The 22,993-nt window shown below is 66.4% G+C and carries 24 protein-coding genes; 9 read left to right on the top strand and 15 right to left on the bottom strand.

Going from position 1 to position 22,993, the window contains the following annotated elements:
* The first annotated feature begins 34 nt into the window (after positions 1–34).
* Positions 35–772 (top strand): SIMPL domain-containing protein, encoded by a 738-nt coding sequence (locus tag WCL10_RS00305; protein WP_336893614.1) that lies wholly within the window; start codon positions 35–37, stop codon positions 770–772.
* A gap of 13 nt (positions 773–785) precedes the next feature.
* On the opposite strand, the gene WCL10_RS00310 is transcribed toward WCL10_RS00305, so the two are convergent.
* The gene (locus WCL10_RS00310; RefSeq protein ID WP_336893975.1) at positions 786–2,051 is read right to left on the bottom strand and encodes an aspartate kinase; all 1,266 of its coding nucleotides are present in this window, start codon (positions 2,049–2,051) and stop codon (positions 786–788) included.
* Positions 2,052–2,146: 95 nt separating this feature from the next.
* Between WCL10_RS00310 and ubiG the strand changes: the two genes are divergently transcribed.
* The gene (gene ubiG, locus WCL10_RS00315) at positions 2,147–2,881 is read left to right on the top strand and encodes a bifunctional 2-polyprenyl-6-hydroxyphenol methylase/3-demethylubiquinol 3-O-methyltransferase UbiG (protein ID WP_336893615.1); all 735 of its coding nucleotides are present in this window, start codon (positions 2,147–2,149) and stop codon (positions 2,879–2,881) included.
* A complete protein-coding gene (locus WCL10_RS00320) occupies positions 2,881–3,066 on the top strand; it encodes a hypothetical protein (RefSeq protein ID WP_336893616.1) in 186 nt (61 codons plus the stop codon). Before ubiG ends, WCL10_RS00320 begins: the two co-directional genes overlap by 1 nt.
* 153 nt (positions 3,067–3,219) lie before the next feature.
* Here the strand turns inward: WCL10_RS00320 and WCL10_RS00325 are convergent, their stop codons facing one another.
* Together WCL10_RS00325 and WCL10_RS00330 are read right to left on the bottom strand one after the other, a co-directional pair.
* Positions 3,220–3,627, bottom strand: coding sequence for a thioesterase family protein (locus tag WCL10_RS00325; protein ID WP_336893617.1), 408 nt, complete (start codon positions 3,625–3,627; stop codon positions 3,220–3,222).
* Positions 3,628–3,681: 54 nt separating this feature from the next.
* Entirely contained in the window at positions 3,682–4,029 is a 348-nt protein-coding gene (locus WCL10_RS00330; RefSeq protein ID WP_336893618.1) for an arsenate reductase, read from the bottom strand.
* 89 nt (positions 4,030–4,118) lie between these two features.
* On the opposite strand from WCL10_RS00330, the gene WCL10_RS00335 reads away from it, so the two are divergent.
* Positions 4,119–5,153, top strand: a complete 1,035-nt coding sequence (locus tag WCL10_RS00335; protein WP_336893619.1) for an alpha/beta hydrolase — start codon at positions 4,119–4,121, stop codon at positions 5,151–5,153.
* Between the two features lie 25 nt (positions 5,154–5,178).
* Here WCL10_RS00335 and WCL10_RS00340 read toward each other — a convergent pair whose 3' ends face one another.
* Positions 5,179–5,490 carry an antibiotic biosynthesis monooxygenase gene (locus WCL10_RS00340; RefSeq protein ID WP_336893976.1) on the bottom strand — a complete coding sequence of 104 codons (312 nt, stop codon included), beginning with the start codon at positions 5,488–5,490 and terminating at the stop codon, positions 5,179–5,181.
* 161 nt (positions 5,491–5,651) lie between these two features.
* Between WCL10_RS00340 and aroC the strand changes: the two genes are divergently transcribed.
* Positions 5,652–6,722, top strand: coding sequence for a chorismate synthase (gene aroC / locus WCL10_RS00345; RefSeq protein ID WP_336893620.1), 1,071 nt, complete (start codon positions 5,652–5,654; stop codon positions 6,720–6,722).
* Positions 6,723–6,729: 7 nt separating this feature from the next.
* On the opposite strand, the gene WCL10_RS00350 is transcribed toward aroC, so the two are convergent.
* Positions 6,730–7,503 carry an enoyl-CoA hydratase-related protein gene (locus tag WCL10_RS00350; RefSeq protein ID WP_336893621.1) on the bottom strand — a complete coding sequence of 258 codons (774 nt, stop codon included), beginning with the start codon at positions 7,501–7,503 and terminating at the stop codon, positions 6,730–6,732.
* A 105-nt stretch (positions 7,504–7,608) separates the two neighbouring features.
* Between WCL10_RS00350 and WCL10_RS00355 the strand changes: the two genes are divergently transcribed.
* The gene (locus tag WCL10_RS00355; RefSeq protein ID WP_336893622.1) at positions 7,609–8,922 is read left to right on the top strand and encodes a dicarboxylate/amino acid:cation symporter; all 1,314 of its coding nucleotides are present in this window, start codon (positions 7,609–7,611) and stop codon (positions 8,920–8,922) included.
* 114 nt (positions 8,923–9,036) lie between these two features.
* Here the strand turns inward: WCL10_RS00355 and WCL10_RS00360 are convergent, their stop codons facing one another.
* Genes WCL10_RS00360 through dapB form a run of 3 tightly spaced genes read right to left on the bottom strand, consistent with a single transcriptional unit; the run spans position 9,037 to position 10,900 of the window.
* Complete coding sequence (locus WCL10_RS00360; protein WP_336893623.1) at positions 9,037–9,462, bottom strand: hypothetical protein; 426 nt, start codon at positions 9,460–9,462, stop codon at positions 9,037–9,039.
* 5 nt (positions 9,463–9,467) lie between these two features.
* A complete protein-coding gene (gene nth, locus WCL10_RS00365) occupies positions 9,468–10,166 on the bottom strand; it encodes an endonuclease III (protein WP_336893624.1) in 699 nt (232 codons plus the stop codon).
* Positions 10,163–10,900, bottom strand: coding sequence for a 4-hydroxy-tetrahydrodipicolinate reductase (dapB, locus tag WCL10_RS00370; protein WP_336893625.1), 738 nt, complete (start codon positions 10,898–10,900; stop codon positions 10,163–10,165). Before dapB ends, nth begins: the two co-directional genes overlap by 4 nt.
* A gap of 38 nt (positions 10,901–10,938) precedes the next feature.
* Here dapB and WCL10_RS00375 point away from each other — a divergent pair, with 38 nt between their 5' ends.
* A complete protein-coding gene (locus WCL10_RS00375) occupies positions 10,939–11,655 on the top strand; it encodes an NAD-dependent deacylase (protein ID WP_336893626.1) in 717 nt (238 codons plus the stop codon).
* A 197-nt stretch (positions 11,656–11,852) separates the two neighbouring features.
* Here WCL10_RS00375 and WCL10_RS00380 read toward each other — a convergent pair whose 3' ends face one another.
* The 7 genes from WCL10_RS00380 to WCL10_RS00410 form a co-directional block, all read right to left on the bottom strand.
* Complete coding sequence (locus WCL10_RS00380; protein WP_336893627.1) at positions 11,853–12,614, bottom strand: HesA/MoeB/ThiF family protein; 762 nt, start codon at positions 12,612–12,614, stop codon at positions 11,853–11,855.
* A gap of 68 nt (positions 12,615–12,682) precedes the next feature.
* Positions 12,683–14,086 (bottom strand): chromosomal replication initiator protein DnaA, encoded by a 1,404-nt coding sequence (gene dnaA, locus WCL10_RS00385; RefSeq protein WP_336893977.1) that lies wholly within the window; start codon positions 14,084–14,086, stop codon positions 12,683–12,685.
* 555 nt (positions 14,087–14,641) lie between these two features.
* Entirely contained in the window at positions 14,642–14,902 is a 261-nt protein-coding gene (gene rpsT, locus WCL10_RS00390; protein ID WP_054123826.1) for a 30S ribosomal protein S20, read from the bottom strand.
* Positions 14,903–15,048: 146 nt separating this feature from the next.
* Positions 15,049–16,470, bottom strand: coding sequence for a cytochrome P450 (locus WCL10_RS00395; protein ID WP_336893628.1), 1,422 nt, complete (start codon positions 16,468–16,470; stop codon positions 15,049–15,051).
* 58 nt (positions 16,471–16,528) lie between these two features.
* Entirely contained in the window at positions 16,529–17,542 is a 1,014-nt protein-coding gene (hemH, locus tag WCL10_RS00400) for a ferrochelatase (RefSeq protein ID WP_336893629.1), read from the bottom strand.
* A gap of 9 nt (positions 17,543–17,551) precedes the next feature.
* A complete protein-coding gene (locus WCL10_RS00405) occupies positions 17,552–19,840 on the bottom strand; it encodes a molybdopterin cofactor-binding domain-containing protein (protein WP_336893630.1) in 2,289 nt (762 codons plus the stop codon).
* Entirely contained in the window at positions 19,837–20,766 is a 930-nt protein-coding gene (locus WCL10_RS00410) for an Mrp/NBP35 family ATP-binding protein (protein ID WP_336893978.1), read from the bottom strand. Before WCL10_RS00410 ends, WCL10_RS00405 begins: the two co-directional genes overlap by 4 nt.
* Positions 20,767–20,958: 192 nt before the next feature.
* On the opposite strand from WCL10_RS00410, the gene WCL10_RS00415 reads away from it, so the two are divergent.
* The gene (locus WCL10_RS00415) at positions 20,959–22,101 is read left to right on the top strand and encodes a protease modulator HflK (RefSeq protein ID WP_336893631.1); all 1,143 of its coding nucleotides are present in this window, start codon (positions 20,959–20,961) and stop codon (positions 22,099–22,101) included.
* A 1-nt stretch (position 22,102) separates the two neighbouring features.
* Positions 22,103–22,960, top strand: coding sequence for a protease modulator HflC (locus tag WCL10_RS00420; RefSeq protein ID WP_336893632.1), 858 nt, complete (start codon positions 22,103–22,105; stop codon positions 22,958–22,960).
* Positions 22,961–22,993: the final 33 nt, after the last annotated feature.

Consider the following 22,993-nt stretch of genomic DNA (forward strand, 5'->3'; position numbering starts at 1 on the left):
AATGCTGGCGCGGCATCTATCAAAGGAAACCGGCATGTTCGCAGCACCGCTTCTTCTGGTTCTGGCCAGCGCGGCCCCCGTGCCACCGATGGCGCCCGTGCCTCCCTCGCAGATCGAGGTCAGCGGAAAGGGCAAGGTCGCCACGCCGCCCGAAATCGCGACCATCGCCTATACGGTACGCGGCGAAGGGGCCACCAGCGACGACGCGGTCCGAACGGTGGAAGCCGACCGCAAGGCGATTGCCCAGGCGGTCTCGCAAATCACGCAGGCCGAATTCAACGACGGCGAGCTTTCCATCCAACCGGTCCGCGGCCTGGACTGCAAGGAGGAGTTTGCCTCCGTGGTTCTCTCGAAAGACGCCTGTGCGGTGGCCGGTTTCGTGGCATCCATGTCGGTCACGGCGCACATCGCTTCGGTGAAGGACGCGGCGACCGTGGTCGGCCTCATCGGGCGGCTCAAGGGCTTTCAGCCCAGCGTCGAATCGTTTGGCATCAAGGATGAGCCATCGGCCCGAAGCGCCGCTCTCGCTGCCGCCGTCAAGGATGCCCGCGCCTCGGCCGAAGTTCTTGCGCTGGCCAATGGCGCCAGAATCGGCCGCCTGATCAGCATGACGACGGTGCCGAGAATGGAAAGCGACAACAGGTCTTATCTGACGATCAGGCAGGAGCCTCCGCCACCACCCGCCGTGCTGGCTCCGGTCAAGGTCAACATCACCCCCGCCCCGATCGAGACCGAAGCCACGGTAACCGCAACCTACGAACTCCTGCCCTGAGGCGGCAGCCCCCTCAGGCCGCGTCCAGCTCGTAGGCAGTGTGCAGCACGCGCACAGCCAGCTCCACCTCGTCCGAATCGATCAGCACCGAAACCTTGATCTCGCTGGTCGAGATCGCCTGGATATTGATGCCGCGCTCGGCCAGCGCCTTGAACATGGTCGACGCGACGCCCGCGTGGCTGCGCATGCCCACGCCCACGACCGAGACCTTGGCCACCTTGCTGTCGGCGATCATGCGGTAATAGCCGATCGCGTCCTTGCGTTCTTCCAGCAGCGCCTGCGTGCGGGCGAGATCCGCCTGCGGGCAGGTGAAGGTCACGTCGGTCTCGCCCTTGTCCTTGGCGATGTTCTGGATGATCATGTCGACGTTGATGTTCGCCTCGGCCAGCGGGCCGAAGATCGCCGCCACCGCACCCGGGCGGTCCGCGACGCGGGTCAGCGTCACCTTGGCCTCGTTCTTGTCGGCGGCAATGCCGGTGATCAGCTGGCGTTCCATGTCCTGTCCTTCCTGGGTTTCGGCCAGAATGCGATCAAGTTCCTCGTCGGAAACGATCATCGTCCCGGGGATGCTGTCGGCTGGCGGCGCGCTGTCGTCGATGAACGAGGAAAGCACTTGCACGCGCACGCCTTCCTTCATCGCGAGGCTGACCGAGCGCGTCTGCAAGACCTTCGAGCCCACCGAGGCCAGCTCGAGCATTTCCTCGTAGGTCACGTATTTGAGCTTGCGGGCCTTGGCCACGATGCGCGGATCGGTGGTGTAGACCCCGTCGACATCGGTGTAGATATCGCAGCGGTCCGCCGAAACCGCCGCCGCCACCGCGACGGCCGAAGTATCCGATCCGCCCCGGCCCAGCGTGGTCACGCGGCCTTCGGGATCAAGGCCCTGGAAGCCTGGAATAACCGCAATCTCGCCGGCCGCCATCGAGGCGAGGAGGGCATCCGATTCGATATCCTCGATCCGCGCGGCGGCATGGGCATCGTCGGTGCGCACCGGCAATTGCCAGCCCAGCCACGAACGCGCCTTGCAGCCCAGTGCCTGAAGATGCAGCGCGAGGAGGCCCGAAGTGACCTGTTCACCCGCCGCCACGACCACGTCGTATTCCGCGCGGTCATAAAGCGCATTGGCTTCGCGGCAGAAGTTCACCAGCCGGTCGGTCTCGCCCGCCATGGCCGATACGACCACCGCGACTTCGTGGCCCGCTTCCTGCTGGCGCTTGACGATCCCCGCGACGCGGCGGATGCGCTCGGTTCCGGCCATCGAAGTGCCGCCGAATTTCATCACGATCCGGGCCACGCCTGCTCCCCCGCACCAATTCCCAAAGGTTTCCCTCGCGGCCCCTCGACCGCACGAACGCGGCGCTTTAGAGTCGCGGCATGAGCAATGCAACCATCGCCGCGACCATCAGGCCCGAGGAAGCCGCCCATTTCGGCAAGCTGGCCGCCGAATGGTGGGATCCCAAGGGCAGTTCGGCGATGCTGCACAAGCTGAACCCGGTCCGGCTTGCGTTCCTGCGCGAGGCCATCGATTCGCATTTCGGCAGCGATCCGCGCACCCTGCGCCCGCTTGCCGGCCGCCGCGCGCTCGATGTCGGCTGCGGCGCCGGGCTGCTGGCAGAGCCGCTTGCCCGGCTCGGCGCGGCGGTAACGGCGGTGGACGCGGCGGAGGAAAACATCGCGGCCGCTCGTGCCCATGCCGAAGCCGGCGGCCTTGCCATCGATTACCGGCACGGCGAACTCGCGTCGCTAGGCCTTGCGGGCTTCGATCTCGTCACCTCGATGGAAGTGATCGAGCACGTGGCCGACAAGGCCGCATTCATTGCAGGCCTTGTTGCAACAGTCGCTGAGAACGGCCTCCTCGTCCTCTCCACCCCCAACCGCACCACAGCATCGCGCCTCTTGCTGGTCGGCGCGGCGGAAACAGTCGGCATGGTGCCCAAGGGCACGCACCACTGGGATGATTTCATCACGCCGCTGGAGATGAGCGACCTGCTGGCCGAGGCCGGATTTGCGATGGGCAATCCCAAAGGCATCTCATGGAACCCGCTCAAGGGGCTCCACCTCTCCGACGACCTGTCGCTCAACTACATCGTCACTGCGGTGAAAGCCTGATGGCCACGGGAAAGGTCTTCGAACGCCACAAGCAGGCCTGGACCACCGATGAAGTGCAGAAGCTGCACATGCTGGCCAAGAAGGGCATGGCGCTGAAAGGGCTCGCCAAGGCGCTCACCCGCAGCGAGGAATCGATTCGGATCCGCGCCAAGGCCGACGGGTTGGAGATCGCGAAGCTGCGGTAATGGGCCGCGACCTGGCCAATTCCCAACCCGAGCAATACCTTCCCTTCGTCCTCCCCGCGAAGGCGGGGATCCAGAGCGGCGTAGGGTGGCGGCTCCCTGGATTCCCGGCTTCGCGGGAATGACGAATGTGGGACGTAGTTGGACGGCCGGGGCTCACCCCACCGTTGTTGGCAAGAACTTCTCCACCAGATCGCGCGCCAGCCGCGCCGGCCGCAGAGTGGCGGCATCAAGGCAGCACCAGCTCGATTTCACCTCGGCAAGCACATCCTCGCCGCGCTTGATGATCGTCTCGTAGAAAGCCCGCGCGCCTTGCACGCGTTCGAGAATGACATGCGCGATTACCGGATCGTTGAGGAACGTCGGCCGCCTGTAGGTGATGTTGTGGTTGGTCGCGACCCAGACATGGTCGGCAATCGCCTGCGCCGGGGCAAAGGTGCGCCAATGGCCCACGACCGCCTCCTGCACCCACTTGAGGTAGGACGCGTTGTTCACGTGCCCCATGAAGTCGATGTCAGCGGGATCGACGGTGATCGCAAAAGCGAAAGGGGACGCGGTACTCACATCAATGTAGATAACACCGAACCGCCGCCATGAACAGGGCGCGCTTCGGGATATTTAGCCCATTTCGGCGGCCCATTCCGCTTCCTTGAAACCGACCAGCAGCCCGCCCGGATGCTCGACGATCGGCCGCTTGATCGCCGAAGTGTTGGCCACCAGCACCGCCGGCGCACCATCGCCGCCCAGCGCCGCCTGATCCTCCGCCGAAAACTTGCGAAACGTCGTCCCCGCGCGGTTCACCACCGTGCCCAGCCCCGCCGCCGCGATCCAGCCCGCCACCTGCGCCGCATCCGCGCCCTGCTTCTTGTAGTCGTGGAAGGTGTAGGCGATGCCCTTGGCGTCAAGCCAGGCACGGGCCTTCTTCACGGTGTCGCAATTGGGAATCCCGTAAACCGTCACTGCCATCTGGCGCTCCATCGGAGCGAAACCTGGCCTGCTGGACGCCCCCAAGGCCGCATGATAGCCACAGGGCTGTCTTGTGAACAGGGGTGGGTATGGCTTGGCGGATGGGCTTGCTGGCGGCATTGGGCGCTCTGGTGCCCTTGGCCGCTTCGGCGGCTCCGGTGTCGGTACCCGAAAGCGCCTACACCCAGCCGCAGCAGAAAGTGGAAGTCGAACCCGGCCGCTCGCTCAATCTCTATTGCACCGGGCAGGGAAGCCCGATCGTGCTGCTAGATGCCGGGGCTGGCGGCGGCATTCTGGATTGGCGCCGGGTGCAGGGCGAGATCGGCAAAGTGACCCGCACCTGTGCCTATGATCGCGCCGGCCATGGCCATAGCGACCCGCTGACCGCCCCGGCGGACGTCGCGACCACGGTTGAAGACATCCACCGCCTGATCAAGACCGCGGATCTGGGTGCGCCGCTCATCTATGTCGGCCATTCGATTGCCGGACTTTACGGCGTCTATCTGCAAGGGAAATACCCCGGCGACGTTGCCGCCGAGGTGCTTGTCGATCCGTCGTTCGCCCACCACAATCAGGCGCTGCAACTGCCGGGCAAGCCAGATCTGCTCGCGCAGAGCCTGGCGGACTATCTGACCGGCACCCAGCGCTGCGTGGCGCTGGCCATCGCCGGCCGCCTGTCGCCGCCCAAGGACAAACCGGCGAAGGACTGCCTCGAGATCGGGGACGCGCCAGACCTTGCAGACCCCGGCGTGCGCGGGGAAATTCTGCGCCAGATCGCCGATGGCAATGTCGGTTTCGCGAACCTCAGCGAAGCGCTCAACTTTCTGCTGCCGAGCCCGTTCGACATCGATGACAGGCAGATGGACGCCCTGACCGTCAGTTTCGGGGCAAAGCCGCTGCATGTCCTTACCGCAGCCACTCCGGTGATGCCCGGCGCGACGCCAGCCGATCTTGCCTATCTTCATGCCGTATTGAGCGCCAGCCATGCTCGCATCGCGGCGCTTTCAACAAGGAGCAGCCATAGCGAGGTCGCGGACAGCGCCCACTATATCCAGATCGATCAGCCCGCTGCGGTGATTTCAGCCGTCCGCGCCGCCATCGACGAGGTGCGGGCCGCGAAGTAGCGAGACTTGCGCTCCTTCGCTGCGGTCATGATCCGGGCCGTTCAAAGCGATGCACCCGGTTAGGCGTCCCCGCAAACAGGGTGTAGTCCTCGTAGTATTCCTCGCGGCCCTTGGCCTGCATCTCGGCGTGTTCAGCAACGCGCCGCCATGCCAGCGCTGCCGCCTCATCCACCCATTCGCTGATCGCCACGACTTCGCCGTCCTCGGCGGTGTAGCTCTTGAACGAAATGTAGCCCGGCTGCGCGGCAGCGAGCGCTTCCATCGCATCGGCATCGGCGGAATAGGCAGCGGCGTCGATATCGGCGCGCTTGCGGTTGCGGAAGACGACGAGGAACATGGGGCGGGCCATAGCGCGGGTTTCCACCACCCCCAACCCCCTCCTCTAAAGAGGATGGGGCTTTTCAGTGCTTTCTCCCCCCTCTTCAGAGGCGGGGGTTGGGGGGTGGTGAAAGCGCACAGAATGGACTTTTCAGCCCACTTGCGACAAAGCGGCCAACCATGAGCTTCAACACCTTCGGCCACGCATTCCGCTTCACCACCTGGGGGGAAAGCCACGGACCCGCCCTTGGCGCGGTCGTCGATGGCTGCCCGCCGGGCCTTTCGATCAGCGAGAGCGACATCCAGCCTTTCCTCGATGCCCGCCGCCCCGGCCAATCACGCTTTACCACGCAGCGGCAGGAACCCGATCAGGTCCGCATTCTCTCCGGCGTCTTCGAAGGCCGCACCACCGGCACCCCGATCAGCCTGATGATCGAGAACGTCGACCAGCGCTCGAAGGACTATGGCGATGTGGCGAAGGCCTATCGCCCCGGCCACGCCGACTATGCCTACGATGCCAAGTACGGCTTTCGCGACTATCGCGGCGGGGGCCGCTCCTCCGCGCGTGAAACCGCCGCGCGCGTTGCAGCCGGAGCCGTCGCCCGCCTCGTCATCCCCGAAGTCAGCGTGCTCGGCTGGGTCAGCGCCATTGGCGGCGATGCGATCGACCCGGCCAATTTCGATGCGTCCGAGATCACCCGCAACCCCTTCTTCTGCCCCGACGCCAAGGCCGCCGCGCGCTGGGAGGCGCTGGTCGACAATGCCCGCAAGGCCGGCTCCTCACTCGGCGCGGTGGTCGAATGCACCGCCAGCGGCGTCCCCGCCGGCTGGGGCGCACCGCTCTATGCCAAGCTCGATGCCGAACTGGCCCACGCGATGATGGGCATCAACGCGGTCAAAGGCGTCGAGATCGGCGACGGTTTCGCGGCGGCCGCCAACACCGGCGAAGGCAATGCCGATCCGATGCGCCCCGGTTCCGAAGCGCCGGAATTCCTCGCCAACCATGCTGGCGGCATCGCAGGCGGCATTTCCACCGGCCAGCCGGTCCACGTGCGCGTGGCGTTCAAGCCCACTTCCTCGATCCTCACGCCCGTCCCCACGATCACCCGCGAAGGCGAGGCCACCGAGCTCTTCACCAAGGGCCGCCACGACCCCTGCGTGGGCATTCGCGGTGTTCCCGTGGTCGAGGCGATGATGGCGCTGGTGCTGGCAGACCAGAAGCTCATGCACCGCGCGCAGTGCGGGGGCTGAGGCGAACCTAGCGCCCCTGCCACACCGGCGGGCGCTTTTCAGCGAAGGCGGTGGTTCCCTCGCGCAAGTCCTGGCTCGCGGACCATGCCGCGAAGGCCGGATAGGCCGCTTGCGCCGCCATGGCCGCAGCCACGCCCGGCTCATCCAGCCCGCGCATGACCGCCTGCTTTGAGGCCCGGATCGAAAGCGGTGCGCCCTGGAGGATCGTCTCCACCCAGCGCTCCACAGCGCTTTCCAGTTGGGCATCGGGCACCACTTCGGTCACGAAACCGAGCCGTTCGCCTTCCGCCGCATCGACGGGCTGCGCCGAAAGGATCATGCCCATCGCCCGCTTCAGCCCAATCTGCCGCGCCAGCCGGTGCAGCCCGCCGCCCAGCGCCACCGCGCCGACGCGGGGCTCGGGCAGACCGAAGCGGGCGCTCTCAGCCGCGATGATCAGATCGCAGGCCAGCGCCACTTCAAATCCGCCGCCAAAGGCCAGCCCGTTGACCGCCGCGATGATCGGCTTGTCGCAATCGAACCGTTCGATCAGCCCGGCATAGCCATGCGCCGGATAGGACTTGAAGCCTTCTGCCGCAGCTGCCTTGAGGTCCGATCCCGCGCAGAAACCCCGGCCTTGCCCGGTCACCACCGCCACCCACTGCCCCTCGTCGGCAGCAAAGGCATTGAAGGCCTCTTCCAGCTCCTCGTGCATCCGGGCATTGATCGCATTGAGCACTTGCGGTCGCGCCAGCGTGATGCGCGTCACCCGGCCCCGCTGCTCCATGGTGATATGCTCCATCGACCTCTCCCGGTTTGCTGCACCACACCCTTGGCGCGGTCCGTTGCCGCGGGGCACCATGCCAGCTAGGCTGGCGAGCAACAACAACACTGGGGTAGCCGGACCGTGGGCAAGCGCCTGACACTTTACATCGTGATCGCCATGTTTGTCGGCATTGCCACCGGCTATGCGCTCAACGTGTCTTATCCGGCAGGCGACAAGCGGCTCGCCGACATCGCGGACTTGCTGAAGCTCCTGCCCGAGGTGTTCCTCCACCTCATCAAGATGATCATCGCCCCGCTGATTCTGGCGACGTTGGTCACGGGCATCGCCAGTATGGGCGACAGCACCGCGCTCGGGCGCATCGGCGGGCGGGCTTTGGCGTGGTTCATCACGGCCAGCCTCATATCGATCAGCCTCGGCCTTGTGCTCGTAAACCTGTTCCAGCCGGGCGTGGGGCTCAACATCACCTCCGCCACACCGGTCGGCGATCTCGCGACCGCAGACTTCACCATCCGCCATTTCGTGCTCGAAGTGTTCCCGACCAGCGCGCTCGATGCGATGGCGAAAAACAACGTGCTGCAGGTCCTGGTGTTCTCGGTGTTTGCCGGGGTCGGGCTTTCGGCGATGGGCGAGGAGGGCGCGCCGCTGGTGCGCGGGGCCGAGGCGCTCGCCACCCTGATGCTCACTATCACCGATTATGTGATGCGGTTTGCGCCTTTCGCGGTGTTCGGCGCGCTGTCCTCGGTGATCGCGACCCGCGGCGTGGGGATCATCGTGACATACGGCGTGTTTGCAGGCGAGTTCTACATCGCGCTGATGCTGCTCTGGGTGATCCTGATGGGCTTTGCCGCAGTCTTCCTGGGCGGCAAGCGGGTGCTCCTGCTGGCGCGCTATATCCGAGAGCCGCTCCTGCTAGCGTTCTCCACCGCCAGTTCGGAAAGTGCGCTGCCCAAGCTGTTCGAACAGCTCGACCGGTTCGGCGTGCCGCGCCGCATTTCGGGCTTCGTCCTGCCGCTGGGCTACAGCTTCAACCTCGATGGCTCGATGATCTACACCAGCTTCGCGACGCTGTTCATCGCGCAGGCTTACAACATCCAGCTTTCGGCCGGGCAGCAGATTGCCATGCTGCTCACACTGATGGTCACCTCGAAGGGCATCGCCGGGGTACCACGCGCGAGCCTCGTGGTGATCGCCGCGACGCTCACGCAGTTCGGCCTGCCGGTGGAAGGCGTGGCACTGCTGCTCGGTGTCGATACCTTCCTCGACATGGGCCGCGCGGCGACCAACGTCGTCGGCAATGCGGTGGCGACTTCGGTGATCACCAAGTGGGAAGGCATGCTCCAGCCGCCCATGGACCCCGACGCGTCCGAGGCCCTGCCCCCGCACGATACGCCGGAGCATGGCCGCAGGGGGCTGAACCTCGATCCGGAGGCTTAAGAGGCCTCCTCAACACCTCTCCATTGCAAGCGTGGCGAAGCAATCCAGAGCACCATGCAAACCGCTCTGGATTGCTTCGTCGCTGCGCTCCTCGCAAGGACGAGCAAGTGGGCCTTACTTGGCTTGCTTTGCCAAGGTCACCGGCTGGAACTGTCCCAGCCCGCAGGCGTTGAGGGGGCCGCGCGGGATGCCGCCCGAAGGAAACACCCTGATGATATCGACATTGCACAGCTGCGGCAGCGAAGTCTCATAGGAGAAGGCGCGCTCGAACCCGAGGCTGCCGCACCGGTTCGGCAGGGTGTTGCGATACCATTTGTTGCCGGCCATGCGGAAATCGATGGTCCAGTCATCGCGCACCTGGCTTTGCTGGATCTGGGCGATGGGAATGCAGCTCACCGCCGGGCCATTGGGCGTGGCGGCGGGCACATTGGCGGCATGGCCGTTGCTGGCCCAGCCAGGGCTGCCCTTCTGGGCGCAGGCGCCGAGCGCCAGCGTGGTGGTGGCGAAGGTGATCAGGGCGGCGGTTCTCAAAGCACGCATGGCTTCTACTCCTTGGCTTTCCGCGTCTCCGCCCCCCGAGTCGCGGACTTCGTCGCAGGTTTCGCCCCCTTCTCGGGAACCTTGCTCTTGAAGCCGCAAAGGTCAACCACTCCGCAGCGCCAACACTCCGGCGTACGCGCCTTGCAGACATAGCGGCCGTGCAGGATCAGCCAGTGATGCGCGCCCACGCGGAATGGCTGCGGCACCTTCTTCTCGAGCTGCTTCTCCACCGCCAGCGGGGTCTTGCCCTTGGCGAGCCCGGTGCGGTTGCCGACCCGGAAGATATGCGTGTCGACCGCGAAGGTCTCCGCCCCGAAAGCGCAATTGAGCACAACGTTCGCTGTCTTGCGCCCGACGCCGGGCAGCAGGGTCAGCGCGTCGCGGTCGTTCGGCACTTCCCCGCCATGCTTGCGCATAAGGATCTCGGCCATGGCGATCACGTTCTTCGCCTTGCTGTTGAACAGCCCGATCGTCTTGATGTGCTCCTTGAGGCCTTCCTCGCCCAGTTCCAGCATCTGCGCCGGGGTCTTCACCTTCGCAAACAACGCGCGCGTCGCCTTGTTGACGCCCACGTCGGTCGCCTGCGCCGAGAGCGTGACCGCGACCAGCAGCTGGTAGACATTGCCGAATTCGAGTTCGGTCTCGGGTGCCGGGTTAGCTTCGGCAAGCCGCCGGAAGAACTCGAAGATCTGGTCCTTCCTCAAAGCCCCAGAACCTCGGGCATGGTGTAGCGCCCCGGCTCCTTGCCCAGCAGCCACAGCGCCGCCCGTACCGCCCCGCGCGCGAAGATGGCGCGATTCTCGGCAAGGTGCGAGAACGAGAGGCGTTCGTTGTCGGCGAGGAAATGGACGGTGTGATCCCCCGCCACGCTGCCCCCGCGAAGGGCCGCAAAGCCGATCGTGCCGGCCTTGCGCGCGCCTGTCACACCGTCGCGCCCGCGTACGGCCTCCTCTTCGAGCCGCACCCCGCGGCCCGCCGCCGCCGCCTCGCCAAGCAGTAGGGCCGTGCCCGAAGGCGCATCGACTTTCATCCGGTGGTGAGTCTCGGTGATTTCGATATCCCAGTCCTCACCCAGCCGCATGGCCGCCTCGCGCACCAGATGCGCCAGCAAGGTCACGCCAAGCGAGGTGTTGCCCGTCTGCAGCACCGGCACGCTGACGGCTGCCGCATCGATCAGCCAGTGGTGACGCTCGGCAAGGCCCGTCGTGCCGACAACGATGGGAACACCTGCATGGATTGCGGCATCGAGATTGAATTCCAGCGCGGCGGGCGCCGAGAAATCGACCAGCACATCGCTCGCCTGAGCCAGCGCAAGCGCATCGCCGCCCTGGTCGATTCCGCCAGCATGGTCGTGCCCGGCCGCCGCGATCGCGTCCACCAGCACTTGCCCCATGCGACCCGCGCTGCCGATAATGCCGACTCTAGCCCCAACGGTCATGCTTGCTCACCTCGTGTCTGGCGTGCTTCATGGCCGCGATGCAGACATACCGCAACATCGTCATCCTGACAGGTGCCGGGGTCTCCGCCGAAAGCGGGATCGATACCTTCCGCTCGGCCGGCGGCCTGTGGGAGCAGCACCGCGTGGAAGACGTCGCCACGCCCGAGGGTTTTGCCCGCGATCCCGATCTCGTGCTGGGCTTCTACGACATGCGGCGCGAGGCGATCCAGACCAAGGAGCCGAACGCAGCGCACGTCGCCCTGGGTCGGCTCGAGCGCGAATGGCCGAAGCGAGTGCCCGGGGGCAGCGTCACGCTCGTCACCCAGAATGTCGATGATCTGCACGAACGCGGCGGCTCGCTTCGCGTGATCCACATGCACGGCGAGCACCTCACCGTCTGGTGCACCGCCTGCGACAGCCGCCATCGCTGGACCGGCCCGCTGCTCGACCGCCCGCCCTGCCCGGCCTGCTCGGCGCCCTTTCTGCGTCCCGATGTCGTGTGGTTCGGGGAAGTGCCCTACCGCATTGACGAGATTTTCGCGGCGCTCAGCGAGGCGGATCTCTTTGTCTCGATCGGCACCTCGGGCGCAGTCTATCCCGCCGCAGGCTTCGTGCGCACCGCGCGCGAGCTTGGTGCCGCGACGCTCGAACTCAATCTGGAACGCTCGCAAGGTTCTTCGTGGTTCGATGAAACCCGCCTTGGCCCAGCGAGCGAGATTGTGCCTGCGTGGGTGGAAGAATTGCTAGGGAAATAGATTTTCACGCAGAGACGCAGAGATTGCCGAGTGCGCAGAGGCGTCATGTGTTCCGGCGAAGCCGTGCATCAATCTGGCCTTGCATGGAAAGACAGCGCCTGCGGCGCGAAGCAACATCTCTGCGTTCTCTGCTTCCTCTGCGTCTCTGCGCGAAACAACTCTTCTTTCTTCTTCTCCGCGCCTAAGCGCGAATCACATCACCCGGCACAGGCCCGACACTCCGGGTCCTTGGCAATCCGCATCGTGCGCAGCGCGGGCTTCAGCCCGTCGAGCACATGGACTTGCCCCCACTGCGGATCACCCAGCGTCGAAATGCCTTCCAGCAGCACACGCAAGGCCGCCATCGCACCAAACGCCCCCACCATGCCGACCATCGCGCCGAGCACCCCGGTATCGGCGCAAGTATCGCAATCCTCCGCATCGAACGCATCGCCGACAAAGCAGCGGTAGCAGGCATGGCCCGCGCGGTGCCCGGCAAAGTTCGCCACTTGCCCCTGGAACCGCCCCAAGGCCGCGCTGGTCAGCGGCACGCCCTCCGTGAAACAGGCATCCGAAACCGCCAGCCGCGTCGCGAAATTATCGCAGCCATCAAGCACCACGTCCGCTCCCGCGATCAGCGCGGCGGCGTTGCCGCGCGTCAGGCGGACGGCATGCGCGGCAAATTCGATCTGGTCGTCGAAAGCGGTGAGCCACTCGGCCGCGGCCTCGGCCTTGGCCCGGCCGATATCGCCGGTCTTGAAGATGGTTTGCCGCTGGAGGTTCGAGGCCGCGACGGTGTCGTCGTCGATCAAGGTCAGCCGGCCAACGCCCGCGCCCGCCAGATACTGCAAGGCCGGGCTGCCGATCCCGCCGAGCCCGACCAGCACGACATGGCTCCCGACCAGCCTCGACTGCCCGGCGCCGCCCATTTCGGGCAGGACGATATGGCGGGCAAAACGGTCGAGACGGTCGGGGGTCATGGCTTTGCAGTTAGGGAGAAAGCAGGGAAAATGCGAGGGTGTTCGGCCCTCGCACGTTCCGTCTTCCCTCAGTCTTCCAGCTGGCGGAGCAAGGTCCGCACATCGCCGTCCATATCGGCATCACGCGTGCGCAGCTCCTCGATCAGCCGGACCGCGTGGATCACGGTCGAGTGATCGCGTCCGCCAAACTTGCGCCCGATCTCGGGGTAGGAACGCGGCGTGAGCACCTTGGCGAGGTACATCGCCACCTGCCGCGGACGCACCACCGCGCGGGCACGGCGCTTGCTGGCCATCTCGGTGCGATCGACACGGTAGAACTGGCAGACCATGCGCTGGATCTCGTCGATCGTGATCCGGCGGCGGTTGGCCGAGAGGATATCGGTGAGCTGTTCTTCGGCAAGCTGCAGCGAGACCGGCTGACCGGTAAGCTGCGCATAGGCAATCAGCTTGTTCAGCCCGCCGACAAGCTCGCGCACGTTGCGGTTGATTGTGCGCGCCAGGAACTCGATCACGTCCGCGGGCACCTGCGTGCTGGTGAAGCGTGCGAGGCGGTGTTCGAGAATCTTGCGGCGCAGGTCTATATCGGCCGGCTGGATATCGGCGACGAGACCCATCGACAGGCGCGAGAGCAGGCGCTGCTCGACCCCGTCCAAGGCCTGCGGCGCACGGTCGGCGGCGACGACGAGGCGCTTGCCCGCGCTCATCAGCGCATCGATAGTGTGGAGGAATTCCTCCTGCGTGGAGGCCTTGCCGATGATGAACTGGATATCGTCGACCAGAAGCAGGTCGAAGCCCCGGAGGCGCGCCTTGAATTCCAGCATCTCGTTCGAACGCATCGCCTGCACGAACTCGATCATGAAGCGCTCGGCCGAGCAGTAGAAGATACGCGCGCCCGGGCGGGCGGCGGCATAAGCGTGGCCGATGGCGTGGAGCAGGTGCGTCTTGCCCTGCCCGGTCGAGCCCTTGAGGTAGAGCGGCGAGAACTGCGGCGTCTCCAGCGCGGCCATGCGCTGAGCGGCGTTGACCGCGAGGACGTTGGCCGCGCCCGAGACGAATTCGGCAAAGGTGAGCGAGGGATCGAGCCCGGTGACCGCGGCATCGGCGCTGAGCGGGACAGCAGCCTGGCGCTGCACCGGAAGGGCCTGGCCGGTATCGTTGGCGGCGATCCCGCCCATGCGGAGCTCGGGCATGGTACGGCGGCGCGGATGGACCGCGATGCGCACCTGTCGCACTTCGGACCGCGCGATCTTCCACGCGAGCGAAAGCCGGTCGGCAAAACGGTCCGCCACCCAGTTCGCCGAGAACTCGGTCGGCAGGAACAAGTCGAGCGTGCCGGTTTCCTTGCAGAACGAGCCGACCTGGATCGGCTTGATCCACTGGCTGTGGAGCTGCGGGCCCAGATCCTTCTTGAGGCCCTGGCTGATGTCTGCCCAATCTGCCGCAAGATCGAGCGCTTCCTGATCCTCGATCATGTTGGTGTCCCGACCTTTCCTGCCCGAAACGGCCTCTGCCGCCTGGGCCGCGGTGCCCCGACCACCGCTGCCTGCAAATTCATCGATCTTCACGCGTCGCTATCCTCACCCCATGACCTGCTTCAGCACCCCCTGCCGCAGGCACAAATCTACCCCGCACCGGGAAGCACCCCTGCCCCCGGCCATGAAACTTGCGAATGTCGTGACCCCGAAAGCGCCGCCGGATCTGCTGAGGCAGGTCTGGCACCGCATCGGGAAGTCCTGTCTATTGGCCTTGGGGAGGGATTCGCAAGCGCTGGATCGCAAAAAAACTGAAATAAAGAATCTTGACGCCGTAAACGTGGCGGAAATCAATCAATGTGTTGAAAAGATTGAAATTTCCCCAGGCTCGCCCGCGAATCGGCAGAAAACTGCGACTCGTGCGTTACAAGTCTGCTTCAAAAGCAGGCGACACAGACCGTCACACGGTTGAAACGAAAAGCGGCCGGCGTCAAAGACGCCAGCCGCGTTCCGTTTATGTACGTCGAACCCCCTCGAGAGGGGGCGAAGACCGAATCAGAGCGAGGCGACTCGCTTCGACAGGCGCGACATCTTGCGCGCGACGGTGTTCTTGTGGAGCACACCGCGGGCCACGCCGCGCGCCAGTTCGGGCTGGGCAGCATGCAGGGCTTCGGCCGCAGCGGCCTTGTCGCCGCCAGCGATCGCGGCTTCGACCTTCTTCACGAACGTGCGGATGCGCGAGAGGCGGTTGCCATTGATCTCGGCACGGTTCGCGTTGCGACGGATGCGCTTACGGGCTTGCGGCGTATTGGCCATGTCTGTCCTGTTTCAAGAGCCGGACCCGCAAGGGCTGCGAGCGGCAAAAATACGGTTGCCCCGGCGGAGCCCTGCAAGACTCTCCGGAAAGCGCGGCCCTTAGCTGCGGCAAGGCGAATCGTCAACCACCTGCGCCGCGCGGGTGATCAGCCGATCCGCCGGAACGTGACCTGCAGGCCATCGCGCGGCTTGGGGATCGGCCAGGGCTGCCAGACTGGCGCATAGCCCGGGGCGGTCTCGATGCGGTAGCGGGTGAGGATATGGTGGGCCAGCAGCTTCGTCTGCATCGTCGCGAAATGGAGGCCAAGGCACATATGCGCCCCGCCGCCATACGGGATCCACGCATACTTGTGCCGCGCGGCGACCGCTGCGGGGGTGAAGCGCAGCGGATCAAACCGCTCCGGCTCGGGCCACAACTCGGGATCGGCATGGACCGCTGCCGCGCTCACATCGACATCGGTGCCCGCCGGTATCCGGTGTCCGGCAAAGGTGAAATCCTTCAGTGCCCGGCGCGGGGTCGAAGGCACCGGCGGCATGATCCTGAGCGCCTCCTTCATCGCCATGTCGGTCAGTTCCATCTGCCCCAGCGCATCGAAGGGCAGCGGCCGCCCGTCGCCGCCCGCCGCCGCGCGAGCCTCGGCGCGCAGCTTGTCCTGCCACTCGGGGTTCTTCGCCAGCTGCCAGACGAGCGTCGTGAAGGAACTGGTGATCGTGTCGTGCGCGGCCATCATCAGGAAGATCATGTGATCGACCACCACGTCCTCGGGCAGCAGCTCGCCGCCCGCATCCTCGTCGCGCCGGGCGAGCGCGAACTGGCTGAACATGTCCTGCCCGGGATTGGCGCGCCGCTCGCGCAGCAGGCGGGTGAAATAGTCCACCATGAGCCGGCGCCCGGCATAGCCCCGGCCCATCGCGGTCAAGGGAAGCGGGCGGCGGATCGGCGCGACCGCGGCCTGGACCATGTCGACAAAGGCCTTGTTGAGCCGATCCGCCTCGGGCCCGAAAGGCAAGCCGAGGAAGCTGGTCGCCGCCGTTTGCAGCGTGAGCGCCTTGATCGCGGGATAGAACTTGCGCGGACCTTCGCCCCAGGCTTCGACGCCGCGCGCGATATCGGCGTTGAGCAGGTCGCAGTAGTGGCGCATCGGCTCGGGCTTGAAGGCGATCGACAGCGCGCGCCGGTCAGCGCGGTGCGCGGCGAAATCCATCAGCATGAGGCCGCGCGGGAACAGCAGGTTGAGAACCGGGCCCCAGCCCTGTTCGGAGGAGAAGATCTTGTCGCGGTCGAACAGCACCAGCTCGTTCGCATCGGGCCCGATCAGCGTGACCTGCCGCCGCCCGAAGCTGCGCGTGCGGTAGACATCGCCATGCTTCGCGCGCATCCGCTTGTTGTAGCCAGGCGGGTCGGCGAGCAGCTGGAAGGTCGTGCCGAAAACCGGCCAGCCGTCTTCGCCCGGAATGGAATCGAGCTCGCTCTGGTCGTTCAGGCGGATCCAGTGCGGATTGCCGCGCTCGTTCTGAACGTCCTGCGGACGGTTCGGTAGAGGTCGGTTAGCTGCCACACTTGCCACGGCCCTGCTCCTGCTTGCGCCCTTAACCGATCGGTTAATGACACGACTGTCAGCAAAGTCAAATCCAGCCGGCAAGTTCCCCCCGCACCAGCGTTTCCAGCAGCTCCATGCCGATCTCGCCCGCGTTGAGGCAGGTGAGCGCGGCGAAATGCGTGCCGCCCGCCGCCTCGAAATCCTCGCGCCCGCGGATGCCGAGCTCCTCGATCGTCTCTAGGCAATCGGAAGAGAAGCCGGGCGCAGCGATGACCATCCGGCGAATGCCGTTTTCGGCCTGCGCCTTGATCACATCGTCGGTCGCCGGTTCGAGCCACTTGGCGCGCCCGAACCGCGACTGGAAGCTGGTCGCAAGCTTTAGGCCGGGGTGAGACCGGGCAAAGGCCTCGCCCAGCAGGCGCGCGTTCTTCTGGCAATGACAATGATACGGATCGCCGAGCCGCAAGGTGCGCTCGGGCATGCCGTGGAAGCTCAGAACGAGGAGCTCGGGCGAAAAATCGAGCGCGGCGATCTGCGCCGAAAGGTCGCGGTGGAGCGCGGCAATCGTTGCGGGATCATCGTGATAGGGCGGCAGTGTGCGCAGCGCAGGCAGGCGGCGGCGGCTCTTGATCCAGTCGGCCACGGCATCGAGCGCGCTTGCCGTCGTCGCACCGGAATAGTGCGGATAGAGCGGGGCGACGAGAATGCGCTCGCAGCCTTCGGCCAGCAGCCGGTCAAGCTCTGCGGCCATGGCAGGTTTCTGGTAGCGCATGGCATGGCGCACGATCGCCGCATCGCCGAGCCGCGCCTGCAGCGCGCGCGCCTGGGCGGCGGTGTTGGCGGCGAGCGGCGAGCCTTCGTCGGTCCAGACCTGGCTGTAGGCATGCGCCGACTTGCGCGGCCGGGTGCGCAGCACGAGGCCGCGCAGGATCGGCTGCCAGATGATCTGCGGAATCTCCACGACGCGGCGGTCGGACAGGAACTCGGCCAGATAGCGCCGCACGGAAGATTCGTCGGGCGCGTCGGGCGTGCCGAGGTTGACCAGAAGCACCCCGATCTTGCCGGTGAGAACCCGGGGATGGTCGGCAGGTTTATCCATGACGCTAGGTCAGAGCCCTTCGGAAAGCAGGGGAAGGCGGCGAAAGCGCAGTCCTGTGGCAGAAAACAGCGCATTGGCAATGGCCGGTGCGACCGCGGTGGTGGCAAGTTCGCCGGGATCGAACGGTTGCTCGTCCGACTCGGCGAAGGCAATATCAACTTTCGGGCAATCGGCCAGCAGCGGCAGGCCGAGCTGCGCGAGCCGGCCCGCCAGCGGCAGACCCGCAGCATAGCCGGTGCTGCCGCCGATTGCTTGCGCCAGCGCGAAGATCAGCCCGCCCTCGACTTGCTGGCGCGCCACATCCACGTTCACGATCCGCCCGATGTCGAGCCAGGCGGTCAGCTGATCGACCCGCACCGCGCCTTCCTCCTGCCGCGCGGTGGCGACGACCGCGATGAAGCCGCTGCGCAGGCCTTCGGGCGCGGCGAGGTCCATGCGGTGGCAGGCGATGCCCTGCCCGGACGCATCCGCACCGCCACCCCACATCGCCAGCCGTGCCGCGCCGACGAGGCAGGCGGCCAGCCGCGGCTGCCCGGCCAGCATGCCGATGCGATAGGACAAAGGCTCGGACCCACCGAAATGCGCGCATTCATCGACGAAGCATTCGGTGAGGAAGGCGCCATAGGCATGGGCATTGCCCCGGTAGCGCGCGGTTGGCAGCGGCAGCGGTGTTGGCACGTGATCGACCGCGCGCTCGGGAATTGCATAGAGCGGCATCGCGCCTTCGCAGGCGAGCGGATCGGCGCGGCCTTTCGCGGCCGCCAGCGCGTCCAGCGCGTCCAGCCCATCCAGCAGCCGCGCGCCCGCCTCGATCGCGGTGGCGGGCAGCGCCAGCCGCGTGCGCCAGCCAAGCAGCTGGCGCTTGTCGGGTCCGAGCGAGGCGGAGAGCAGCGCCGAGACCGGCGTGCGCGGAAAGCCTGCGAGCGATTCCTCCCAGCGGGACCACAACAGCTGCACCGGCCGCCCAAGCGCCTTGGCGATCATTACCGCTTCGACGGCGATGCGCGCATCAAGCCGGGCATCGAAGCTGCCGCCGGCGTGCATCGGATAGACCACCACATTGCCGCGCGGCACACCCGCCGCGCGCGCAGCCTGTCGGCGGACAAGTTCGGGCGCCTGCGTGGCGAGCCAGAGCTCGAGCTTGTCGCCTGCAAGCCGCGCCGTTGCGATTGCGGTTTCGAGCGGGGCGTGGAGCGCGGGCTCGATATCGTAGCGCGCGGTGAGGCTTGGCTTTGCCAGAAGCGCATCGGGATCGCCCTCGGCCATGACCCGGGTCGCCGCGCCCTTGCGCAGCGCGGTATCGATCCGGTTTTCAAGCGCGGTCGAATCGGCGATCCGCCCGGCGGCGCGGAACCGCGGTTCCATCGCCAGCACCGCCTTGTGTGCAGCGTGCCAGGTATCCGCAGCGGCCGCGAGCCAGCGCTTGGCCCGGACCACGCCGATCACCCCGCGCACGCTGCCGGCTGCCTTGTGGTCGTAGCTCGACAGCACGGTATCGCCCTGCGGCCCGTGGACAATCGCGGCGTGGACCATGCCGGGCAAGCGCACGTCGCCCGAGAAGACAAAGCTGCCGTCGACCTTGGCAGGCAGGTCGAGCCGGGGGAAAGCCGGCCGCGTGCCTTCCGGGAACTGGCCGGGCCGCTCCTTCGCCGGTTCGGCCCGCAGCGCCGGGGGATCGGGCGGATCGTAGCGCAGCGCGTCCTCGATCAACGCGGCAAAGCCGAGGCGCTGCTTGCCGTTCACCACAAAGTGACCGGCGGTATCGAGCGTTTCCCAGCCGACATTCCAACGCGCGGCGGCAGCCTGCATCAGCATGGCGCGCAAGGCAGCTGCCGCCGCGCGCAAGGGCGCCTCGAACGCAGCGAGCGCGGTGCCTTCGGCTGTGATCATCAGCGGCTCGCGCTCGGCGTGCATGCGCGCCAGCCAATCGTCCGGGCTGTCGGCGAGCACGGGGAGATAGCCCGACTGCCACAGCGGCGCCCAGCGCGCGGCGAGCACCGGATCACCGTAAACCGGACTCGCAGGCGCAGGCTCCACCCCGATGCGCTGCCAGTTCGCACCCAGCTCGACCGCCACGATCTGCGCCATGAGCGTGGAAATGCCTTGCCCCATCTCGCAGACCGGCACGGCCACGCTCACAGCGCCATCGGCGGCAAGGCGGATGAAGCTGTCGAACACATGTTCGCCCGGTCCCGCCACGAGTGCACTGGCAAAACGGCGCGGCGCCAAGGCGAAGGCAACAAGCAGCGCGCCCGCGCCGCCCGCGCCGATCATCAGCCCGCGCCGGGTAAGCCTCATCCCTGCGGTGCATCCAGCCAGGCGAGCACCTTGCGCGCGATGGCCGCGAAGACTTCGGCTCCGGCACCCTCACCAGCCGCCGGGGGCAGCCCGGCATCGCTGTCGCGCCGGATCGCAAGATCGAGCGGCACGCGGCCGAGGAAGGGCAGCTTCATCGACATCGCCGCCGCTTCCGCGCCGCCTGCGCCGAAGGGATCGCTTTGCTCGCCGCAATGGGGGCAGATGTAGCCAGCCATGTTCTCGACCATGCCGATGATCGGCACCTGCCCCTGCTCGAACAGCCCGATCGCGCGAGTGGCATCCATCAGTGCCAGGTCCTGCGGGGTCGAGACGATCACCGCGCCTGCGGGCTTGTGCTTCTGCAGCATGGTCAATTGCACGTCGCCGGTACCGGGCGGCAGATCGACCACGATGATCTCGGCATCGCCCCAGTGCGCGTCGATCAGCTGGCCCAGCGCATTGCCCGCCATCGGCCCGCGCCAGGCAATCGCCTGCCCGGGCTGGACGAGATGGCCCATCGACAGCATCGGCACGCCGAAGGGGCTCTGTACCGGGTGCAGCTTCTGGCCCTCGGCCTCGGGCTTGCGGCCCTCGGTCGCCAGCAGGCGTGGCTGCGAGGGACCGTAGATATCGGCATCGACCAGCCCGACCTTGCGCCCCAGCCGCGCCATGGCAACGGCGAGATTGGCCGAAAGCGTAGATTTGCCGACACCGCCCTTGCCCGAACCCACCGCAACGATGCGGCGGGTCACCCGCTCGGCCGTCATGCCCACGCGCACTTCGGCCGCGCCAGCAGCCCGTGCCGCCTCGCGCACCTTGGCTTCCAGCGCATCGCGCCCCGCGCGGTCGAGCCCGCCGACCTCGAGCACGATCGAGGCGGTTTCGCCGTCCGCTTTTGCCGTCTGCAGCCGCGCTCCCGCGGCCATGCGCACTGCCTGTTCCAGCGCCGTCTGATCGAGGCTCAAACCTGTTTTCCCATTCTGGCGGGGCCAATGCCCCAACGGGCGTCCCCTAGCAGAGGAATTTTGGCAGTGAGACACTGTTTTTAACCGGAGAGCGTACCTATAGTCCCTGTCATGATCTCTTTCGGTGGACGACTTTCGCGGATCGGCCTTGCAATGGCCGGCAAGAAGAGCCCCTGGGGCGCAGGTTCCGGTGACGATGCGGGCGGTGAGGACCGGGGCGCGGGCGATTCCGCCGGCGAATCCGGCGATGGCCCCGCACCCGGCGAAACGCCGCCGCCACCGCCTCGCGGCGGCAATGGCCCGCGCAACCCCTGGCTGCCGCCCTCATCGCCTGACGCGCGCCGTGGGCAGGGTATCGAGGATCTGTTCCGCCGCCGCGGTGGCGGCGGAGGCGGCGGGAACGGGAGCGGCGGCCCCGGCAACTTCCGCCTGCCGCAGGCTCCGGGCGGCGGCTCTTGGGTTCCGATCGCGATCGGCGTGGTCGTGCTGATATGGCTCGGCACCACCATGGTTCATCGCATCGCGGCGCAGGAAAAGGGCGTGGTCACTACATTCGGCGCCTATAGCCGGACCATCGATCCCGGCGTTTCGCTGACCCTGCCCTGGCCGATCCAGTCGGTCTCGGTCGAGGACGTTACTTCGATCCGGCGCGATTCGATCCCCGAGGGCGAAGGCGAGCGGCTGATGCTGACGGGTGACCAGAACCTCGTCGACCTCACCTACCTCGTGCGCTGGAACATCAAGGACCTCAAGCTGTTCACCTTCCAGCTGGCCGAACCTGCCGCGACGGTGAAGGAAGTGGCCGAGGCGGCGATGCGCCAGTCGATCGCCGAGGTGACGCTCAACGACGCGATGGGCTCGGGCCGCGCCGCGATCGAACTAAACGTGCGCGAGCGCATGCAGCGCGTGCTTGATGCCTATCGTGCGGGTGTGAAAATCCAGGGCGTGGAGATCAAGAAAGCCGATCCGCCGGCCAAGGTGGTCGATGCCTTCAAGGACGTGGCCGCCGCGCAGCAAGATGCCCGCAGCGAAGTCAACCGCGCCGAGACCTGGGCACAGCAGCTGACCCAGCGCGCGCAGGGCGAGGCCGCCGCCTTCGACAAAGTCTATGCCCAGTACAAGCTGGCCCCCGAAGTGACGCGGCGGCGCATGTACTACGAAACCATGGAGCGTGTGCTGAGCCAGACCGACAAGGTCATTCTCGAAGCCCCCGGGGTGATGTCCTATCTGCCGCTGCCGGGCTTGAAGTCGGTTCCGCCTGCCGACACGGTGGCCAATTCCGGGGAGCGCCGCTGAGATGGAACAGTTCTTCATAAGGCTCTGGCAGGAGCAGAAGGCCGCGCTGGTCGCCGTTGCGGTCGGACTGCTGGTAATCTCGAGCTGCCTGACGGTCGTGGGCGAAGAGGAGCAGGCGGTGATCGTGCGGCTGGGCGAGCCCAACCGCGTGGTCAACCGCTTCCGCCCCAATGCCGATTTCGGCCAGACAGGCGCGGGGATCGTCTGGCGCATCCCCTTCCTTGAACAGGTGGTGCGGATCGACAAGCGCGTGCTCGATGTCGACATGGACCGCCAGCAGGTCACCTCTGCGGACCAGCGCCGGCTCGAAGTGGATGCCTACGCGCGCTTTCGCGTGATCGATCCGGTCAAGATGTTCCAGACCGCCGGGACAGTGAGCCGGGTGGCCGAACAGCTCTCGCCGATCCTCAATTCGGCGCTGCGCCAGGAACTGGGCAAGCGTACATTCGCCTCGCTGCTTACCGCCGACCGCGGCCAGGCCATGGTCAATATTCGCAAGGGCCTCGATCGCGAGGCGCGCGAATATGGCGCGCAAGTGATCGACGTGCGGATCAAGCGAGCTGATCTGCCCGACGGCGCTCCGCTCGAAAGCGCCTTCACCCGCATGGCAACCGCACGCCAGCAGGAAGCCGCCACGATCCGCGCGGGTGGCCAGAAGAACGCGCAGATCATTCGCGCCACGGCCGAAGCGACCGCCGCCAAGACCTATGCCGACAGCTTTGGCAAGGACCCCGATTTCTACGACTTCTACCGCGCGATGCAGAGCTATGACGCGACCTTCGCGCAGAAGGGCAGCAGCACCTCGATCGTACTCTCGCCCGACAATGCCTATCTGCGCCAGTTCAAGGGGGGCAAATAGACCCCCTGCACGCCGCGCGGGCCGGCTATTCAA

Origin of the sequence: Novosphingobium sp. (assembly GCF_037133355.1) — a bacterium.
In the GTDB taxonomy this organism is placed as follows: domain Bacteria; phylum Pseudomonadota; class Alphaproteobacteria; order Sphingomonadales; family Sphingomonadaceae; genus Novosphingobium.

Bases quoted from the DNA above. Each gene is read 5' to 3' on its own strand.
- dapB (WP_336893625.1), bottom strand. From the start codon at position 10,900: ATGACCGTTGGGGCTAGAGTCGGCATTATCGGCAGCGCGGGTCGCATG.
- hemH (WP_336893629.1), bottom strand. From the start codon at position 17,542: ATGGATAAACCTGCCGACCATCCCCGGGTTCTCACCGGCAAGATCGGG.
- WCL10_RS00330 (WP_336893618.1), bottom strand. From the start codon at position 4,029: ATGGCAGTGACGGTTTACGGGATTCCCAATTGCGACACCGTGAAGAAG.
- WCL10_RS00305 (WP_336893614.1), top strand. From the start codon at position 35: ATGTTCGCAGCACCGCTTCTTCTGGTTCTGGCCAGCGCGGCCCCCGTG.
- WCL10_RS00360 (WP_336893623.1), bottom strand. From the start codon at position 9,462: ATGCGTGCTTTGAGAACCGCCGCCCTGATCACCTTCGCCACCACCACG.
- rpsT (WP_054123826.1), bottom strand. From the start codon at position 14,902: ATGGCCAATACGCCGCAAGCCCGTAAGCGCATCCGTCGCAACGCGAAC.
- WCL10_RS00410 (WP_336893978.1), bottom strand. From the start codon at position 20,766: ATGGCCGCGGGAGCGCGGCTGCAGACGGCAAAAGCGGACGGCGAAACC.
- WCL10_RS00310 (WP_336893975.1), bottom strand. From the start codon at position 2,051: ATGAAATTCGGCGGCACTTCGATGGCCGGAACCGAGCGCATCCGCCGC.
- aroC (WP_336893620.1), top strand. From the start codon at position 5,652: ATGAGCTTCAACACCTTCGGCCACGCATTCCGCTTCACCACCTGGGGG.
- WCL10_RS00335 (WP_336893619.1), top strand. From the start codon at position 4,119: ATGGCTTGGCGGATGGGCTTGCTGGCGGCATTGGGCGCTCTGGTGCCC.
- WCL10_RS00375 (WP_336893626.1), top strand. From the start codon at position 10,939: ATGCAGACATACCGCAACATCGTCATCCTGACAGGTGCCGGGGTCTCC.
- WCL10_RS00380 (WP_336893627.1), bottom strand. From the start codon at position 12,614: ATGACCCCCGACCGTCTCGACCGTTTTGCCCGCCATATCGTCCTGCCC.
- WCL10_RS00405 (WP_336893630.1), bottom strand. From the start codon at position 19,840: ATGAGGCTTACCCGGCGCGGGCTGATGATCGGCGCGGGCGGCGCGGGC.
- dnaA (WP_336893977.1), bottom strand. From the start codon at position 14,086: ATGATCGAGGATCAGGAAGCGCTCGATCTTGCGGCAGATTGGGCAGAC.
- WCL10_RS00350 (WP_336893621.1), bottom strand. From the start codon at position 7,503: ATGGAGCATATCACCATGGAGCAGCGGGGCCGGGTGACGCGCATCACG.
- WCL10_RS00340 (WP_336893976.1), bottom strand. From the start codon at position 5,490: ATGTTCCTCGTCGTCTTCCGCAACCGCAAGCGCGCCGATATCGACGCC.
- ubiG (WP_336893615.1), top strand. From the start codon at position 2,147: ATGAGCAATGCAACCATCGCCGCGACCATCAGGCCCGAGGAAGCCGCC.
- WCL10_RS00320 (WP_336893616.1), top strand. From the start codon at position 2,881: ATGGCCACGGGAAAGGTCTTCGAACGCCACAAGCAGGCCTGGACCACC.
- WCL10_RS00420 (WP_336893632.1), top strand. From the start codon at position 22,103: ATGGAACAGTTCTTCATAAGGCTCTGGCAGGAGCAGAAGGCCGCGCTG.
- WCL10_RS00415 (WP_336893631.1), top strand. From the start codon at position 20,959: ATGGCCGGCAAGAAGAGCCCCTGGGGCGCAGGTTCCGGTGACGATGCG.